This is a genomic window from Butyrivibrio hungatei NK4A153 (assembly GCF_000424465.1).
Lineage (GTDB): Bacteria > Bacillota > Clostridia > Lachnospirales > Lachnospiraceae > Butyrivibrio > Butyrivibrio hungatei_A.
The window spans coordinates 322,847-340,839 of record NZ_AUJY01000001.1; the positions used below are offsets into that span (position 1 = coordinate 322,847).

At 41.3% G+C, this 17,993-nt stretch carries 17 protein-coding genes; 15 read left to right on the forward strand and 2 right to left on the reverse strand.

Annotated features, from left to right (window positions below):
- Positions 1-9: 9 nt before the first annotated feature.
- From G628_RS0101510 to G628_RS16075, 4 genes are all read left to right on the forward strand, one after another.
- On the forward strand, positions 10-1,689 hold the full coding sequence (locus G628_RS0101510; RefSeq protein WP_027208288.1) for a putative polysaccharide biosynthesis protein: 1,680 nt from the start codon (positions 10-12) through the stop codon (positions 1,687-1,689).
- A gap of 75 nt (positions 1,690-1,764) precedes the next feature.
- Positions 1,765-2,313 (forward strand): hypothetical protein, encoded by a 549-nt coding sequence (locus tag G628_RS16070; RefSeq protein ID WP_034500499.1) that lies wholly within the window; start codon positions 1,765-1,767, stop codon positions 2,311-2,313.
- Positions 2,314-2,497: 184 nt separating this feature from the next.
- Positions 2,498-3,445, forward strand: a complete 948-nt coding sequence (locus tag G628_RS0101520) for a hypothetical protein (RefSeq protein ID WP_027208289.1) — start codon at positions 2,498-2,500, stop codon at positions 3,443-3,445.
- Positions 3,446-3,495: 50 nt separating this feature from the next.
- Positions 3,496-4,932, forward strand: a complete 1,437-nt coding sequence (locus tag G628_RS16075; protein ID WP_051198938.1) for a radical SAM/SPASM domain-containing protein — start codon at positions 3,496-3,498, stop codon at positions 4,930-4,932.
- Positions 4,933-5,012: 80 nt separating this feature from the next.
- Here G628_RS16075 and G628_RS0101530 read toward each other — a convergent pair whose 3' ends face one another.
- Complete coding sequence (locus G628_RS0101530; protein WP_027208290.1) at positions 5,013-6,788, reverse strand: Rqc2 family fibronectin-binding protein; 1,776 nt, start codon at positions 6,786-6,788, stop codon at positions 5,013-5,015.
- Positions 6,789-6,994: 206 nt separating this feature from the next.
- On the opposite strand from G628_RS0101530, the gene G628_RS17855 reads away from it, so the two are divergent.
- Positions 6,995-7,819 carry a CPBP family intramembrane glutamic endopeptidase gene (locus tag G628_RS17855; RefSeq protein ID WP_027208291.1) on the forward strand — a complete coding sequence of 275 codons (825 nt, stop codon included), beginning with the start codon at positions 6,995-6,997 and terminating at the stop codon, positions 7,817-7,819.
- A 20-nt stretch (positions 7,820-7,839) separates the two neighbouring features.
- Positions 7,840-8,043 carry a PspC domain-containing protein gene (locus G628_RS0101540; RefSeq protein WP_026655074.1) on the forward strand — a complete coding sequence of 68 codons (204 nt, stop codon included), beginning with the start codon at positions 7,840-7,842 and terminating at the stop codon, positions 8,041-8,043.
- A 59-nt stretch (positions 8,044-8,102) separates the two neighbouring features.
- Here the strand turns inward: G628_RS0101540 and G628_RS0101545 are convergent, their stop codons facing one another.
- On the reverse strand, positions 8,103-9,053 hold the full coding sequence (locus G628_RS0101545) for an SGNH/GDSL hydrolase family protein (RefSeq protein WP_027208292.1): 951 nt from the start codon (positions 9,051-9,053) through the stop codon (positions 8,103-8,105).
- A gap of 255 nt (positions 9,054-9,308) precedes the next feature.
- Here G628_RS0101545 and G628_RS0101550 point away from each other — a divergent pair, with 255 nt between their 5' ends.
- The 9 genes from G628_RS0101550 (at position 9,309) to G628_RS16095 (ending at position 17,977) form a co-directional block, all read left to right on the forward strand.
- Entirely contained in the window at positions 9,309-10,808 is a 1,500-nt protein-coding gene (locus G628_RS0101550) for a tagaturonate reductase (protein ID WP_027208293.1), read from the forward strand.
- 77 nt (positions 10,809-10,885) lie between these two features.
- The gene (locus tag G628_RS0101555; RefSeq protein WP_026655071.1) at positions 10,886-11,773 is read left to right on the forward strand and encodes a YicC/YloC family endoribonuclease; all 888 of its coding nucleotides are present in this window, start codon (positions 10,886-10,888) and stop codon (positions 11,771-11,773) included.
- Positions 11,766-12,029: a DUF370 domain-containing protein gene (locus G628_RS0101560; protein WP_026655070.1), complete on the forward strand. Its 264-nt coding sequence runs from the start codon at positions 11,766-11,768 to the stop codon at positions 12,027-12,029. The genes G628_RS0101555 and G628_RS0101560 overlap by 8 nt, the downstream gene beginning before the upstream one ends.
- The gene (gene gmk / locus G628_RS0101565; protein WP_026655069.1) at positions 12,019-12,639 is read left to right on the forward strand and encodes a guanylate kinase; all 621 of its coding nucleotides are present in this window, start codon (positions 12,019-12,021) and stop codon (positions 12,637-12,639) included. Before G628_RS0101560 ends, gmk begins: the two co-directional genes overlap by 11 nt.
- A 75-nt stretch (positions 12,640-12,714) precedes the next feature.
- Positions 12,715-12,981 (forward strand): DNA-directed RNA polymerase subunit omega, encoded by a 267-nt coding sequence (rpoZ, locus tag G628_RS16085; RefSeq protein WP_330365391.1) that lies wholly within the window; start codon positions 12,715-12,717, stop codon positions 12,979-12,981.
- 1 nt (position 12,982) lies between these two features.
- Positions 12,983-14,338, forward strand: a complete 1,356-nt coding sequence (rimO, locus tag G628_RS0101575; protein WP_026666672.1) for a 30S ribosomal protein S12 methylthiotransferase RimO — start codon at positions 12,983-12,985, stop codon at positions 14,336-14,338.
- Entirely contained in the window at positions 14,335-14,877 is a 543-nt protein-coding gene (gene pgsA, locus G628_RS0101580; protein WP_026655065.1) for a CDP-diacylglycerol--glycerol-3-phosphate 3-phosphatidyltransferase, read from the forward strand. Before rimO ends, pgsA begins: the two co-directional genes overlap by 4 nt.
- Positions 14,864-16,726 (forward strand): DEAD/DEAH box helicase, encoded by a 1,863-nt coding sequence (locus G628_RS16090; RefSeq protein ID WP_051198941.1) that lies wholly within the window; start codon positions 14,864-14,866, stop codon positions 16,724-16,726. Before pgsA ends, G628_RS16090 begins: the two co-directional genes overlap by 14 nt.
- A gap of 6 nt (positions 16,727-16,732) precedes the next feature.
- Positions 16,733-17,977: an ion transporter gene (locus G628_RS16095; protein ID WP_081670513.1), complete on the forward strand. Its 1,245-nt coding sequence runs from the start codon at positions 16,733-16,735 to the stop codon at positions 17,975-17,977.
- Positions 17,978-17,993: the final 16 nt, after the last annotated feature.

Genomic DNA, 17,993 nt, shown 5'->3' on the forward strand with positions numbered 1-17,993 from the left:
TTTATAGTTATGAGTGAAGATTCAAAGAAAAATTTATTTAAGCAGGCGGGCATATTGGCAATTGCCGGCATAATATCGAGAATAATAGGTCTTTTATATAACAGTCCTCTTGCTGCAATTATCGGTGACGAAGGTAATGGCTATTATAGTGGTGCTTTTCAGGCATATACTATAGTTCTTATGATTTCTGCGTTTAGCATTCCATCTGCTATATCTAAGATAATAGCTGGAAAGTTGGCACTGGAAGAATATAGAAGTGCACACAGAATTTTTAAGTGTGCGCTTATTTATGTTGCTATTGTTGGTGGAATTGGAAGTCTTGCTTTGTTCATGGGAGCGGATTTATTTGCTGATGATGCGGGAACGGCATTGGTTCTTCGTTTCTTTGCACCAACGGTATTTCTTTTTGGCTTCTTGGGTGTGCTTAGAGGATATTTTCAGGCACACAGAACGATGACGCCTACATCAATTTCTCAGCTTCTTGAACAGATATTGAATGCTGTAATAAGTGTATTTGGTGCGCTTTGGCTTACTAAACTTGCTGGTGATGAAACAATGATCATTGCAGGAGAAAAAGCTTCAAAGAAGGCTGTTTACGGAGCTATAGGAAGTTCGCTCGGCACAGGTTCGGGAGTAATAACTGCGCTTATTTTTATGTGCGTTGTCTATTTTGTTAAAAGAGATAAGATAAAAAGCAAAATTGATAGTGATAAAGGAAGAGAAATTTCCAACAGCGATGCTATTAAGCTTATCGTTTCAATAGTTACACCATTCATTTTAAGTACATGCATTTATAATCTTTCCGGATTTCTTAATTTTTCAATCTTCAGTCGTGTGCTTAGATATGTAAGGGAAATGAAAATTACCGGTGCATATGGCATAAAATGGTATTATGGCATATTTACAAGAAAGGCTATGGTTATAACCAATATTCCTATTGCATTTTCAGCAGCCGCTGCCTCTGCAATGATACCTGAAATATCTACAGCGTTCGCAAAAGGCGACAAAAAAGATGCAGCAGAGACTGTTGCGGGAGTTATGAGAGTAATGATGATGATTTCTATCCCTTGTGGTGTTGGACTTTTTGCTCTTGCCAGACCTGTAATGATGATATTATTTCCACAGAAGGATTCGCTTGGTATAGCATCATTTTACTTAGCGTTTTTGGCTATAACTGTTATTTTTTATTCTGTTTCAACTGTTACAAATGCTGTACTTCAAGGAACAGGTAAGTTAAAGGCACCTGTTGTCAATGCGGCTATAGCTCTTGTGATTCAAGGTGTTATGCTTGTTCTGTTGCTTTCTTTTACTGATTTGATAGGTGAAGCGCTTTGTATTGTAACTATTGTTTATTCACTCCTTATGTGTATTCTTAATAATATTTCTATGAAAAAACATATCGTTGTACCGATAGATATTAAGAAGACTTATGTATTACCGGCCATTGCGGCTTCTGTTATGGGAATTGTGGCGTATTTCTTATATGCAATGCTGTCAGCACTTTTGGGCGGAATTATTGCAGGAGAGTACTGGCTTAATCTTATGTGTGCGGGAGTATCAATATTAGTTGCAATATTTGTTTACTTTGCCGTACTCATAAAGATCGGAGGCGCAGCAAGAGAGGATATCCTCAAGTTCCCCAAGGGAAGAAGCCTGGTTAAGGCGCTTGAGAAAATCAAATTATTATAACTAAGATAATAAAAATCCTTATGACGTTGTTAAGATGCCATGAGGATTTTTCATATAAGGATTGGACAAATTATAATGGCTGAAAGATTTGCAGTAATAGACACGGAAACAAACTGGAAGAATGTTGTAATGTCAGTGGGGATAGTAATTGCGGAAGATGAGCATTTTGTGGCTTTGGACAATACATACATTATCATTGAGGAAGCTGCCAAAGTTGGCGGGATGTACTCATACGCGCTTAATATCAAGGGAAAGACTCCGCAGATGCTGGATCGCATAAGCGCTGTTAAAGTCATAAAGGATTATCTGAATTCTTTTGGCATAAAATCGATATTCGCATATAATGCATCGTTCGATGCCAGAGTGTTACCGGAGTTAAAAGAGTATAGTTGGCGTGATATATTAAAACTTGCGGCTTATAAGCAGCATAATCCTAAGATTCCGCCTGAAGCACCATGTTGCTCGACCGGGCGACTTAAGAGTGGCTATAGAGTCGAGAATATTCTTCATATGTTTGGAGAAGAAGGATATGAGGAGTTTCACAACGCGTTGACGGATGCGGTAGATGAGCTTAGAATCATGCGCTATCTAAAATACGGTATAGAGAAGTATCCGGTACTGTGAGTGTTGTCGGGATGTAGATCAATAAAGTTGTCTATATCCCGACTTTTTATTGACATAAAAAAGAGCATCCCCCATAATTTTAAGTATAGGTATTTACTGGTGTAATACGTTGCCTTTTTAATGCGTCAAGGCAAGACGCCGGCAACGTCAACTAAAAATTCCAACTAGATGGAAGGGGGTTCTTATGGCAAACGAAATGGTAGTATTTCAGGGAAAATCATTCTCGGTTGGGCTTCAGTCAATGCTTGGTTCTACAGCATACGGATGGTGCCTGACAGGTCTACCGAAAGGCGTAGTATTGTTAAATATCGAAACGGAAAAGGTTCAGTCACCTAACACGGTTGCGCCTATTATTCAGAAGTTCTGGTTCGTTGCTGTTTCTGAAACAGATAAGAAAGCTGAAATTGAATTTACAATGATGAATTTCACTAACTTGTCTGCGACAGATCAGAAACATAATGTTTCAATCTCAGTTGTTCCCAGTGATTCAGATGAATTCGCTAAATATAGCGAAAATAATGATGCAATGCTAAGAAGTATCAGCAATGCTGCAATTCCTTACGGATATGTGCTCGGAGCACAGGATCCGCTTCTTAAGTACGGATATGCGTGCGATGTAGCCGATACTCCTACACTTAAATATGGATATCCGTGTGGGATACAGGATGCAACTAACACCAATGTGAAGTATGGCTATACATGCGGTGCAAATGATGCGACTGCTGTAAAATACGGATACCCTTGCGGTACACAGGATGCAACACTTATGAAGTACGGCTATCCATGCGGAGTAGAAGATGCAACGCTTAAGTATGGATATCCGTGTGGAGCGGAAGATGTGGCAACCGGCGTTAAATACGGCTATCCATGCGGAGAACCGGTTCTTAAGTATGGCTATCCATGCGGAGACACACCCGCACTTAAATATGGATACCCTTGCGGAGACGCTCCGGTACTCAAGTATGGTTATCCATGCGGAGATACACCGGTACTTAAATATGGATATCCTTGCGGCGCACAGGATGCAACGCTTAAATATGGTTATCCGTGCAATATTCAGAATTCAGCGGTTGCTTACGGATATAACTGCAATGCGCAGAATGCAATGATGAAATATGGTTATTTCTGCTAACAAATTGAATACATAATGCCCATCGGCGGTTTGGAGGTTAAGAAAAAGAAATGGCACATATTGAATATAAACCGGTTACAGCAGTCTGGGAGGTTACGATGGGATGCAACATGCGTTGCGGCCATTGCGGCTCGTCTTGCGCGGGCGCGCTCCCGGGAGAACTTAGCACAATGGAAGCTCTTGACCTATGCGATCAGATCGCGGAGCTTGGGCTGAGATGGATAACCTTGTCAGGAGGAGAGCCGCTTACAAGAAAGGATACACCGGATCTGGTGAAAAGACTTTCCGGTAACGGAGTTAAGGTAAATATCATTACCAACGGCTGGCTTCTTGATACAGATATGGCAAAAAGACTCAAAGACAGTGGGATATCTACAGTTGCAATAAGTATTGATGGTACACCGGAGATACATGACAGTGTAAGAAAAGAAGGAGCTTTTGAACACGCCCGTAATGCATTTCATGCAATGACGGAATTTGGGATAGAGACCGGCGCTGTCACAACCATAACTAAGAAAAATATAGATATCCTTTCGGATCTTAAAGAAGAATTAATCGGCATGGGAGTTAAGACATGGCAGGTACAGCTTGGTCTGCCCATGGGAAATCTTAAGGAACGCCCTGACTGGGTGCTTGAGCCGAAACAGGTCAATGATGTCATCGATTTTTGCTACAACACGGCAAAAGAGGGAAGAATTCGAATATACCCCGCCGATTGTATCGGTTATTATTCGAAAAAAGATCTTGAAACAAGGCGTATATCTTTCGGTTTTGACAGACATTCTTTGTGGGATGGCTGCAATGCGGGGGTTCGCGGCTTTGGAATATTGCATAACGGAGATATTTTGGGATGTACTTCAATTCGCTCAAAAGAGTTTATTGAAGGAAATATCCGTAAGAGAAAACTGCGTGAAATATGGGAAGATGAAAATGCATTCTTATGGAGGCGCCAGCTGACAAAAGAAAAACTTTCCGGCTCATGCAAGACCTGTGTTTATGGCTCAAAGTGCCTCGGAGGCTGTCCGAATACAAGGCTTACAATGAAGGGCAGTATATACGAGGAGAACGAGTATTGCGCATACAATCTTTCTCTCAAGAAAAAAGAAACAAAGTATTCCAAGTGCGACAATGCCGCTGCATTACGCAGACTGGCAGATTCGCTTATACAGCAGGGGGATTATCAGGAAGCATCTTTTGCTCTTAAACGGACAAAAGAGCTGGATCCCGAGAATGCAGATGTATATAGCGCAATAGGCTACAGCGAATTCATGTGCGGAAACTATGAATCCTGCCTTGAAGCAAATAATAAGGCGCTCGAGATGGACAGCAATAATACTTACGCCATGGGCGGTCGAGCACTTGCTTTGTTCAGACTCGGACAGAAGGATGAAGGCATTCGCATCATGCGCGAAGCAGTCGCTTTGACAGGCGGTCGTGATATTAACCTGATTCAGGATCTGAGATACATGACAGACGGTAAGATGTGATGATATGTAATGAATAATAGAAAGGCAGCCTTTTTCGAGGAATAGAACTGAAAAAAGGCTGCCTTTAGGTGCTTATTTCTTTAATCACTTATAAGTTTAAGAGCGGATATATCCGGTGAGATCGAAAGCGAATAGTTGGTGTAATAAACTACGAAGCCGGGTTTTGAGCCGTTCGGTTTCTTTACGTCTTTGCGCTTTAAGTAGTCAATCTCGACCTTCTCCTGAACTTTTCCTTTTGAGTAGTAGGCTGCAAGGGCAGCAGCTTCCTCGAATGTTCTGTCGGGAACTTCTTTGCCTTTTGTTATGAGGACAACGTGAGATCCCGGTATCTTCTTTGCGTGAAACCACCAGTCTCCGCCGTTGGCGGTCTTGAAGGTAAGTTCATCGTTCTGGATATTATTTTTTCCGACATAGATATCAAAGCCGTCGCTAGACTGATAGTGGAAGGGCTTGCTTGTTATCTTTTCTTTGCGGCCGCTCTTTCCAAAGCCTGATTTTATGTAGCCGCTCTCGTGGAGTTCTTGCCTTATCTGGGCAAGATCTGCTTCTTTTTCTGCAATTTCAAGAGCACTCTCTATTGATTCAAGCTGCTCAATCGCTTCTTTTGATTCTTTTAGCTGCTCTTCAAGAGCCTCAGCGGTTCTCTTAAGTTTCGTATATTTATCAAAATACTTCTTGGCATTCTGGCTTGGAGTCAGAGTTGGGTCAAGTGTGATCGTTATGTCTTTTCCCGTGTTGTAATCGTTGACAGTAATCTTATCGGCGCCCGGCTCCGCGCTGTAGCCGTAAACTGTAAGGAGTTCGCCGTAAATTCTGTACTTGTCCTTTTTGTCGCAGTCGAGCATTTGCTTGGTCTGAAGGTCGTACTTACGAACGTTTCTTTCAAGTGCAGTCTGAACGATTTTTCTGAGGTCGACAGACTTTTGTCTGATTCTTGTGACGACGTTCTTTTCTGCATAGTACTTGCTGATAAGCTCAGAGATACTGTTCTGGGCAACTGCGGAAAATCCCGGTGCGTCCTTGTACATGGTAAGCGGGATGGAAGAGTACTCTTTGGGCGAGTTTCCTTCATAGATGATCTCGGGCGTAAATTCGCCGTTTTTTACCATATAAACGATCTCGGAAAAAGCTCTGTAAAGCGCTATGGATTCGGATGTGTCGAGCGCTATCGCGGACTTGTCGGAATCGATGTTTGCTCTTTTACAAATCTCCTGAGAAATAACGGGCGAAAGACCTGTGTAGCCTTGATAAATCGCCTTGAATACAGGTGCACCCTTACTCAGAACAACTGCTGAGAATTCGTCTGCACTTGTCGAAAGAGGGTTCATCTTATCCTGCGAAGGAACGAAATACTCGCGGCCCGGAAGAACTTCTCTTACTGAGCTGACTGATGCGGGAATGTGCTTGATACTGTCGATTATCACATTGTCCTCGTCGGTAAAGATGATATTGCTGTATTTGCCCATGATCTCGATGAGGAGGACTTTGTGCCTAAGATCACCCATTTCATCCAGGTGCTCAATCTCAAAGCGGATAATTCGCTCAAGCCCGGGCTGAGTTACAGAAATGATGCGGCCGTTCTGGATGTGTTTTCTTAAAAGCATGCAGAAATTCGGCGCAGTCATGGGTGATGGCTTCGTTTCGTCTGTCATATAGATGAGCGGAAGAGAAGCGTCGGCCGACATGATCATCTTAGCCTGCTTTATTCCGTATTTGTCAGTGTTTTCGTAGGAAAGCTTGACCGTGATGAGAAGTTCGTCACTCTCTGTTTGAGCAATCTTGTAGACCCTTCCTCCGGTCAGAAGATCGCTCATATCTTTAGTTATATTTGCTATGGTTATACCGTCAAATGCCATTTTTTACTCCGTATATTAAAGTTGATAATATATTGTATAGTCTACTAGCCGCGGGAATGTCTGTCAAAAATGTTTTATTTTGTCAAAAAAGAGAAATAGAAGGTTTTTATATACTGCATAGGATGTATATTTTTAAGCATTTGCTGTATATAATTACTTCATAACAAAGAGTGATATCTAACAAAAAATTAAAGACGGAGGAAGCTATGGATAAATCACTTAAACCCAAGATTAAAACAATCTTATTTGCGGCTGTTTTAATTGTGCTTATGCTTGTAACTCAGTTTGTTGCAGCTTTTTTTGGAAGTGCTGCTGTTTCATTTGTAACAGTATTTATGGGGAAAAGCTTAGATGTACAGAGTCTTATCCCGATATCTTTGCTGGTATCTGAGATAGTGTGTATTATTGTATTTGGAATCTGGTATTTCAATAAGTATGTAAAAAAAGATAAAAATGAAGGTGTGTACGAATCGGGATTAAAGAAGATTTTAAACTTCAAAGATCTTGTTTTTATCATCACACTTACTGTTGCCGGATTCTTTTTGGCAAATATAATATCTCAATTTATATCGGCTGCTATTCCGGAAGCGGGCCAAAAGTTTAAATCAGTTATGGATTCAGTTCTTGTTGATGGCAATATATTTGGTGTTATTGCAACTGCCCTGTTGGGGCCTATAGCGGAGGAACTTGTTTTTAGAGGGCTGCTTGTGAAGAATGCAAAGAAGGAATTTGGGCTTATAGGATGCATGGTGTTAAGTGGTATTGCATTTGGTGTTATGCATCTTAATCCGATACAGGGTATTTATGCGATCCCTATGGGAATGATATTTGCTTATTTTGCATATAGGTATAACTCAATAATTCCGACAATATTGGCACACATTATAAACAATTCTATTGCTGTGTTTCTTCCCAAAATATATCATGGAGATATGGGATATATCACTTGCGCAGTATTGTGCTTAGCATTTTTAGCTGTTTCTGTAACTGTTAAGAAGTGTTTTTTTAAAAAAGAATTAGTTATATCATAAGGGTAAGGAGAAAGCGTAAGATGGAAAAAAGAAGAATTTATAAAAGTAATGACAGAAAGATCTGTGGTGTATGCGGAGGACTTGCGGAGTTTTTCGGAATTGATCCCACAATAGTTCGCCTCGTTTATGCGATACTTGCACTTACATACGGAAGCGGATTATTGATTTACATCATTGCAGCAATCATCATGGATGATAAGCCGGATTATGTAAGCAGAGGATGATTGATTATAATGTTAAAGGCTATGCATATGTGATCTATGCATAGCCTTTCTTTTTAAAATCAGAATCCGATTCTCTCAATTTCCGCAGCGAGATTTCTTCCGTATGTCTCGCATCCGAAGCAATTGGGATGAAGATTGTCCAGGAAGTATTCGGGGAAGTGAGGTACCATTTTCATTCCATCAACTATTTTTACGTTTTTATATTGACCGGCAATATCTCTGACTTTTTCGCAGAAAGAATAAAGTGTCGGCAATTTGTCGATATGATCTCCTCTCCACAGAGGTGTTATACAAAGAATTGGTATATCTTTACCATATATATCAGTTAAAGTCTGGTAATATTTTTCTACTTTGGTCATACTTTTTTTGTCATATTGATTGGTCCCGAGCGCAACAATAATCTTGTCCGGCATATATCCGTCCATTTTCATGAGTGAGTTCTTATCGTATATATATCCGCCGATGCCCTGGTTAAGTATGTCATAATTAAGAATCCTGTTGGCGACGCTTACATATGTGCAGGATGATCGCAAGGGGCCGTAGCCTTGAGTGATGGAATCTCCGAGCCACAATACTTTTTCACCTTTAACAGCGGGAATTACATCGGCATCTATCGTGAAGTTCTTGATCCAGACCGTGGCATCTGCCGGAAGATAGATGATTACATTCTTTTTACCTTCGGGAAGTTCCCATTCAATTGTGCCGACATCCATGATGTCTTTTACATATTTGATTTCGGTTACAAATCCGTCGACCAAGAGCTCAAAAGAATCGGGAGAGCCCTTCCATATTATCTTGTAATCAAATGAGAGTTTACTTGCGGATGTAGTAAACTCAAGCGTTTTGGCGGTTGTTGCGGTGCAGCGGTCATACCACATCTCAAACGCGCCTTTAAAGTATTCAACTTGCTTTTTGGAATACTGAAAAGCCTGAAGATATCCGTCTTCGGTCTCTTCAAATTCATAGGCCCCAAAATAAATCTTTTTTAATTCTTCATTTGTAAAAACCATTGCTATAACCTCCCAAACTGCCTGGCGCCTAATGTTTTTTTGTTTTATGCCAAAGCAGTACATTTTTAATTATAATGAACAGCTTACATGTTGTCATTACTTGGATGAATCTTACGAATCTCTTTCCAAAATATGGCATTTTTTGATATTTATAATTATTTTATTGTAAACGCTTACATAATCTGTTATAACAGTAAAAGTAAAGATTTTTATTCAAAAATTAATGTAAGAAGTTACATTCGGAGGGTATGGGTTATGCAGCTATTAAATTACGATGTTTTGGCGAATACAGGTTACAAGGGATTTGTACAAAAAGATGCGCAGATTAAGGTTCTTCAGTTTGGAGAAGGCAACTTTCTTCGCGCGTTTGTTGATTATTTTTTTGATATAAGTAATGAAAAAGCAGGTTTTGACGGCAAGGTTGCGCTGGTTCAGCCAATCGCGCAGGGACTTACGAAGCTCATTAACGATCAGGAGGGGCTTTACACTCTGTATCTCAGAGGAAGCGAGAACGGAGAGAAGGTAGATCTTAAGAGAGTTATTTCTGCGGTCAAATGCTGTCTTAATCCTTATGAAAAGAGCGATTTCGATAAGATGATGGAGATTGCCGCGAGCGATTCTCTCGATATCATCGTTTCAAATACAACGGAGGCGGGAATTGCTTACGATCCTTCCTGCAAGTTTGAGGATGTTCCTGCAAGCAGCTTCCCCGGAAAGCTCACACAGGTTCTTTATACACGATTCAAGGCAGGCAAGAAGGGCGTGGTTATTCTTTCCTGCGAGCTTATCGATAATAACGGAAAAGAGCTCCTTAAGTGCGTAAACAGTTATATCGATCAGTGGAATCTCGGCGAGGAGTTCAAGAACTGGGTGAATGCTGACAACATTTTTTGTTCAACTCTCGTAGACAGGATTGTTCCGGGACGTATCCGCGATGCAAAAGAAGTTGAGAAGCTCGAAGCTGAAAACGGCTATCACGATGAGCTCATTGATGTCGGTGAGATATTCGGTGTCTGGATAATCGAAGGCCCCAAGGAACTTGAGGACAGGCTTCCTTTTAAGAAGGCAGGAGTAAATGTTCATGTTGTTCCTGATGTTATGCCGTATAAACACCGCAAAGTCCGCATTCTTAACGGGGCACACACGGGATTTGTGCTTGGCGCGTATCTTGCGGGACAGGATATTGTAAGAGACTGTATGCAGAATGATATAATCGCAGGTTTCATGAACAAGATGCTTAATGACGAGGTTATTCCGACGCTTGTGGATCACCTTGATAAGGACGATCTTGATGAGTTCGCGAGTGCGGTTAAGGACAGATTCAACAATCCTTTCGTAAATCATGAGCTTATGTCGATATCGCTTAACTCAACAAGTAAGTGGAAGGCAAGAAATATGCCGTCATTCCTTCAGTATATTGAGAAGAACGGCAAACTTCCCGTATGTCTTACAATGTCACTTGCGGCATATATTGCTTTTTATTCAAATGATATATCCGAGCTTACGGACGCAGGGCTTTTATGCAAAAGACCTGCAGGCAATACCTACACTGTAAGCGATGACAGATGGGTTCTTGAGTTCTACTATGAGCACAGAGCCGATTCCGAAGAAGCGCTTGTTAAAGCAGTTCTCGGAAACAAGAATATGTGGGATACTGACCTTAATGAAATAGAAGGTCTTACAGACGCAGTTATAAAAAATCTTGAGAAAATACGTAAAGAAGGTGCCGAGGCAGCATATGCAAGCTGTCTCTGATTTGCATTGACCTTAATTTTGGGTTATATTATAATAACTTGTGTATTATTATGCCCAAAAATAAGGGGGATTTACAGATGGTCTGCAGTATGACTGGTTTTGGCAGAAGTGAAGTCACAGAAGGTCAACGCAAGTACATTGTTGAGCTTAAATCTGTTAACAATCGTTATCTTGATATAAATGTCAAGATGCCTAAGAAATTCAACGCATTTGAGTCTGCAATTCGTTCAGAACTAAAAGGCTATATGAAACGTGGCAAAGTTGATGTGTTTGTCAGCTACGAGGATTTTTCGGAGTCCGAGTCCAAGGTTAAATATAACAAGGCTATCGCGCAGGAATACTACGATGCTTTGCAGGAAATGATCAAGGACTTTAACCTTGATGATGAGATAAGACTTCCTCTTTTATCCAAGTTTCCCGAAGTCTTCACAATGGAAGAAGAGGAGCTTGATGAGGAAGAAGTTTGGACGGGGCTTAAGAGAGCTCTGAATGAAGCCGGCAAACAGTTCATGGAGTCAAGAGCTAAGGAAGGTGAATTCCTTTGCGCCGATCTCACGGCAAAACTTGAGGAGATGCTTGAGAATGTCGAGTATATTACCGAGCGTTCGCCTGAAATCATCAAAGAGTATAAGGCTAAACTCAGAGAGAAGATTCAGGATCTGATGGAAGATAAGCAGATCGATGAGAATCGTCTCGCCATGGAAGTTACCATATTTGCCGATAAGGTATGCGTGGATGAGGAACTTACAAGACTCAGAAGCCATATAGAAGCGACATCAGATGCACTCAGAAACGGTGATGACAAGGATGGAATCGGAAGAAAACTTGATTTCCTTGCGCAGGAAATGAACAGGGAAGCCAATACTATCCTTTCTAAATCAACTGATCTTAAGATCTCCGACAGGGGAATCTCACTTAAGACCAATATAGAAAAAGTAAGGGAGCAGATTCAGAACATTGAGTAAACTCATTCATATTGGATTTGGCAACATTGTCAACGCCGACAAGATTATCAGTATAGTCAGTCCTGACGCAGCTCCGATAAAGAGAATGGTTCAGAAGGCCAAGGAACAGGGGACGGGTGTTGATGCAACGCAAGGACGTAAGACCAAGGCTGTTTTAGTCATGGAGAACGGTATGCTTGTGTTATCAGCTCTTTTGCCTGAAACAATCAGTGCAAGAGCACAATCAGAGAGTGAGAATATTACAGATGAATCGTAAAGGTATTATAATTGTTGTCTCGGGCTTTTCAGGCGCGGGCAAAGGCACAGTAATGAAGGCACTTACAGCAAAGTACGATCAGTATGCTCTGTCTGTATCGGCTACGACCAGAACTCCCAGAACGGGCGAGGTCAACGGAAGAGAGTACTTTTTTGTAACTACCGAAGAATTTGAGAAGATGATCGATGAAGACGGGCTTATCGAACACGCCAAATATGTCAATCACTACTACGGAACTCCCAGAAAGTACGTAGAGGATAAGCTTGCCAACGGAATCGATGTTATCCTTGAGATTGAGATTCAGGGAGCGCTTCAGATCAAAGAACAGTATAAGGACGCAGTTCTTTTATTCATAACACCTCCTTCAGCCGGGGAACTCGAGAAGAGACTTCGCGGAAGAGGAACTGAGACCGATGAAGTCATAAAGAAACGCCTTAGCAGGGCAAAAGAGGAATCGGTTGGAATTGAGAAGTACGACTATATTGTTGTCAATGATAAGCTCGAGGAGTGCGTTGAGAATGTGCACAGGATCATAAGTGCAGCTCATTGCAGTCCGGACAGAAATCTTGAATTTATAGATGACATAAGGCATCAGCTTGAAAAATACTAATTTAATCAAATAAATGTTATTTGCGGATATCCGCAGGAAAGGAACAACATGATACATCCTTCATATGTAGATCTGATGAAAGTAGTAAACAAGGGAGTTGAAGAGGGTGAGGAGCCTGTAATCAGCTCAAGATATTCAGTAGTTATGGCTACTGCAAAGAGAGCAAGACAGATTATTGCAGGTGACGAGCCTATGGTTAAGGTTAAGGATAAGCAGAAGCCTCTTTCAATTGCGGTTGAGGAAATGAATCAGGATACTCTTCGCATTCTTACTGAAGAGGAAAAAGAAAAGCTTGATAGCGCAGACGCAATTGAGGAAGTTGAGAGTACAGAAGAAAACTGATATGAAGATATTGTTTGTATCGCTTGGATGCGACAAAAATAGAGTTGATACCGAGGTTATGCTTGGTATGTTGCATAGCCGTGGGTATGACTTTACAGATGATGAATCGGAAGCAGAAGCAGCAGTTGTAAACACCTGCTGCTTTATAAATGATGCTAAGCAGGAAAGCATTGATGCAATACTTGAACTTGCGGAGCTTCGAAAGGCAGGACAGCTGAAGGCGCTTATCGTTACGGGCTGTCTTGCACAGAGATACAAGGAAGAGATTCAGGATGAGATTCCGGAAGTCGATGAAATCCTTGGTGTAACATCCTCTGATAAGATCATAGAAGCTATTGATGAGACTTTAGCCAGAAACACGATTTTTTCTCACAAGAACTATTTTGATGATATCAATAAAAAGCCTGTGGGAGGCATGGACAGAATTATTACTACAGGCGGTCTTTTTAATTATCTTAAGATTGCAGAAGGGTGCGATAAACATTGCACTTATTGCATAATACCCAAAGTTAGAGGAAATTACAGAAGTGTTCCGATGGAGCAGCTTTTGGAAGATGCCAATAAGCTTGCGGAAAAAGGTGTTTCTGAACTTTTGATAGTTGCACAGGAAACAACCTTGTACGGAATGGATCTCTACGGAGAGAAGAAACTCCCTGAACTCTTGCATAAGCTTTGCGAGATTGAGGGCTTTAAGTGGATAAGGGTTTTGTATTGTTATCCGGAAGAGATCACCGATGAACTTATTCAAACTATAAAAAATGAGCCTAAGATATGTAATTATCTTGATATACCCATTCAGTCCGGATCGGATAAGATCCTTAAGAAGATGGGGCGCAGAACCAGCAATGCCGAGATTAGGGAGCTTGTAGGCAAGCTTCGAAAAGAGATTCCGGATATTTGCATAAGAACAACGCTTATAAGCGGGTTCCCCGGAGAAACTGCGGAAGATCACAATGAGACGATGGCGCTTGTGAGAGATCTTCGATTTGACAGATTGGGTGTATTTACATATTCACAGGAAGAAGATACACCTGCTGCGACTATGCCGGATCAGGTATCTGAGAGGGTTAAGACGACCAGAAGGAATAAACTTATGAAGCTTCAGCAGGAAATTGCGTTTGAAGCTGCCGGTGAGATGGTCGGAAGAGATGTCGATGCGGTTATCGAAGGCAGAATCACAGATTCAGATGATGATGACGGCCTGTCCTATGTTGCGCGTACATATAAGGATGCTCCTGATATAGACGGTTATCTTTTTGTGACCGGAGTGCAGAGAGAGCTTATGACAGGCGATTATATAAAGGTACATATAACAGGCTCTAACGAATACGACTTGATTGGGGAGGAAAAAATATGAATTTACCGAACAAATTAACAGTATGCAGAGTAATATTGATTCCTTTTTTTGTATTTTTTCTTTTATTTGATCCTAACAGCGTTTCATTTAAATGGATCGCGCTTGGAATATTTGTAATAGCAAGTCTTACCGATATGCTTGATGGAAAGATTGCGAGAAAATATAACCTTATCACTGATTTTGGTAAGTTTATGGATCCTTTGGCAGACAAACTTCTTGTTTGCAGTGCGATGATAGGACTTATAGAACTTGGAAGAATTCCTTCATGGATAGTTATAGTTATCATCGCCAGAGAATTCGTTATCAGCGGATTCAGACTTATTGCTTCCGACAACGGAAGAGTAATTGCCGCAAGCTACTGGGGCAAATTTAAGACAACGTTTCAAATGATTATGGTAATCCTGATGATCGCAAATATACAGAACGACGCTTTTTATATGCTTACACAGGTAATTATGTGGATAGCACTTGCGCTCACCATCATTTCTCTTGTGGATTACCTTGTAAAAAATAAGGATGTAATGAATGGAAGTAAATAATAACAACGAAGAAATAAAGATCAGATATGACGAATCAGGTCTTAATGAGAAGATAATCCGTGCTGTTTCAGAGATGGGATTTGAGTATATGTCCCCCATCCAGAAAGCGGCAATTCCTGTAATGATGGAAGGTAAAGATATCATAGGTCAGGCGCAGACGGGTACAGGTAAGACCGCTGCGTTTGGTATTCCTCTTTTGGAGAAAGTTGATCCCGAGAATAAACACTTACAGGCAGTTGTGCTTTGCCCTACAAGAGAGCTTGCAATGCAGGCTGCCGACGATATAAGAGATTTTGCCAAGTATATGCATGGAATCAAGGTTCTTGCGGTATACGGAGGCCAGGATATTTCAAGACAGATAAGAGCACTTTCGGCCGGAGTACAGATTGTTGTCGGCACACCCGGACGTGTTATGGACCACATGAGAAGACATACCATGAAGATGAAGGATGTCAGGGTTCTCGTACTTGATGAGGCGGATGAGATGCTTGATATGGGCTTTAGAGAGGATATTGAGACTATCCTTGAAGGAATGCCCGAGGAGAGACAGACAGCTCTTTTTTCAGCAACAATGCCCGAGCCTATTTTGCAGATAACAAGAAAGTATCAGAAAGATGCTGAATATATAAAGATGACTCCCAAGGAGATCACTGTAGCAGCGATCGAGCAGACTTACTACAGGGTTCCACAGAGAATGAAGGAAGAAGTTCTTGTAAGACTTCTTGATTATTTCAATCCCGGAAGAACACTTATTTTCTGTAATACAAAGAGAATGGTTGATGAGCTTTCAGAGAAGCTCAAGGGCAAGGGATTCCTTGCAGACGGACTTCACGGCGATCTTTCACAGAATCAGAGAGACACCGTTATGAAGCTCTTTAGAACCGATAAGATCAATATCCTTATCGCTACGGATGTTGCGGCAAGAGGAATTGACGTAAGCGGTGTTGAGGCTGTATTTAACTTCGATATTCCCGAGGATATCGAGTATTATGTTCACAGAATCGGAAGAACAGGTCGTGCGGGCAGAAGCGGTAAGTCATTTACGCTTGTCGGCGGAAGAGAGATGTACAAGCTCCGCGAGATCGAGAGAGTTTGTCATACCAAGATTGAGGAAAGAAGAGTTCCTTCTGCAAAAGAGATCACAAGAGTTAAGTCACAGAAGGTATTCGGTGAAGTTATAGATATAATCGAGAACGGCGATATTACTTCTACTCTTGAATTTGTAAATCAGAAAATTGAAGAGGGCGAGTATACTGCGGAGCAGCTTGCTGCCGGATTCATGAAGCTCAAGATGGGTGCCGATATCGAGGATCTTGTTCTCTTTGAGAAAGACCGTGATTACGGCGATCGCAGACGCAGAGGTGGAAGAGATTACCGTTATGACGAGAGAACCGGAAAGAGAGACAGAAGAAGAGGTCCTAACGGTGGAAGAAGAGCTTCCGATATGAAAAAAGGCGCGTTTGAAGGCAGACGCGCTACAGACGGTAAGAGAGGTTCATCTTCGGGCAGAAGAAAGTTTGAAGACAGAAGGGGAAGCGATAAGCGCAGATCCTCTTATAAGAATGCGGAGCTCCCTGAAAGAGAGAACACTTCTCCCAAGCCGAGAAGAGAACGTTCTTCATCCAAGTCATATCAGGACGGAGCATCTGTGTTTGAGAATGTAGGAAGACTCAACATCAAGGATGAGAAATCTACAAAAGCATGGTATATGGGCGAAGATAGAGATACAATGAATGTATCAAAGTCAGATCGCAAAAATATAAAAGCAGAGAATAAAAAGAGAAGTATTGATTATCTTCAGGATGTCGACGATCTTGTAATGGAAAGCTTTGGAAAACGCAAAAAGTAAAGATTTATGGCTGAGCGTAAGGGAGGCGGAACAGTGAAAGACAGAAAAACTCTGATCGGCAAGACCTTAAGAGCAAAGATATTTAATATGGTCAGTGTCGGTGTGATAGATGAGCCTATCAACAGATTCTATGACTTTTTGAGTATTGTTGCACTTGTTCTAAATCTCTTTTCAGCATTTGCGATAACCTACAATTACATGGAGGAGCATTATAAAGGGCTCCTTCTTGGGATTGAGGCTGTGACAACATTTTTCTTTGCAATTGACTATATCTTACGGCTTCTTTCCGCTAATGAGCTTTATCCAAAGGATAGTGAGCTTACATCACTCAGAAAATATATTTTGTCTTTTACGGGTATTGTTGATCTTTTATCGTTTTTCCCCTACTATCTTTCAGTATTTTTCCCGGTATTCTTTCCGGCAGGAACAGCTGTATTCAAACTCTTCAGAGTTGCAAGGATTCTCAGGCTGTTCAGAATCAATTCCTATTACGATCAACTTAATGTCATAACGGAAGTAATAAACAGAAAGAAGCAGCAACTCATGGCTTCTGTGTTTATAATACTTATACTTATGATGGCAGCAAGCCTTTGTATGTACAGCGTTGAGCATGACAGGCAACCGGAAGTGTTTAAAAATGCCTTTTCCGGTATATGGTGGTCGGCATCGACGCTTCTAACCATAGGATACGGCGATATATACCCTGTTACGATTATGGGTAAGATACTTGCAATAATAATTGCATTTCTGGGCGTCGGAATGGTCGCAATCCCTACAGGTATCATTTCCGCGGGATTCGTCGAACAGTTCCAGAGGCTTAAGGATATAGGAGAGTTTGAGGAAGAAGAGAATATTCACTTTATCAGGGTCGTGCTTGGGAGTAATGATTCATGGACGGGGAAGAAGATTGCCGATATAGGCCTTCCGAAGGATATCATGGTGGTAGCTGTTCAGAGAAACAATGAAACGATAATTCCAAGGGGCGGCACTGTCCTTCGTGCAAACGACCTTATTGTTTTGTGCGCCGAAAAGACCAAGGAACTTCAGCCTGTTGCGATAAAAGAGATTGTCATAAATGAAGGCCATTCATGGAATAACACTGCGATCAGGGATATAGACATTTCTAGACAAAGTTATATCTTCATGGTAAGAAGAGATAATAAAGCCCTGGTTCCTAACGGTAAACTTGTTATAAAAGCAGGTGATATTGTTTTGCTTTATGACAAGCACCTGCATAATGAAAATATATAGAAGACTGACGAGGTAA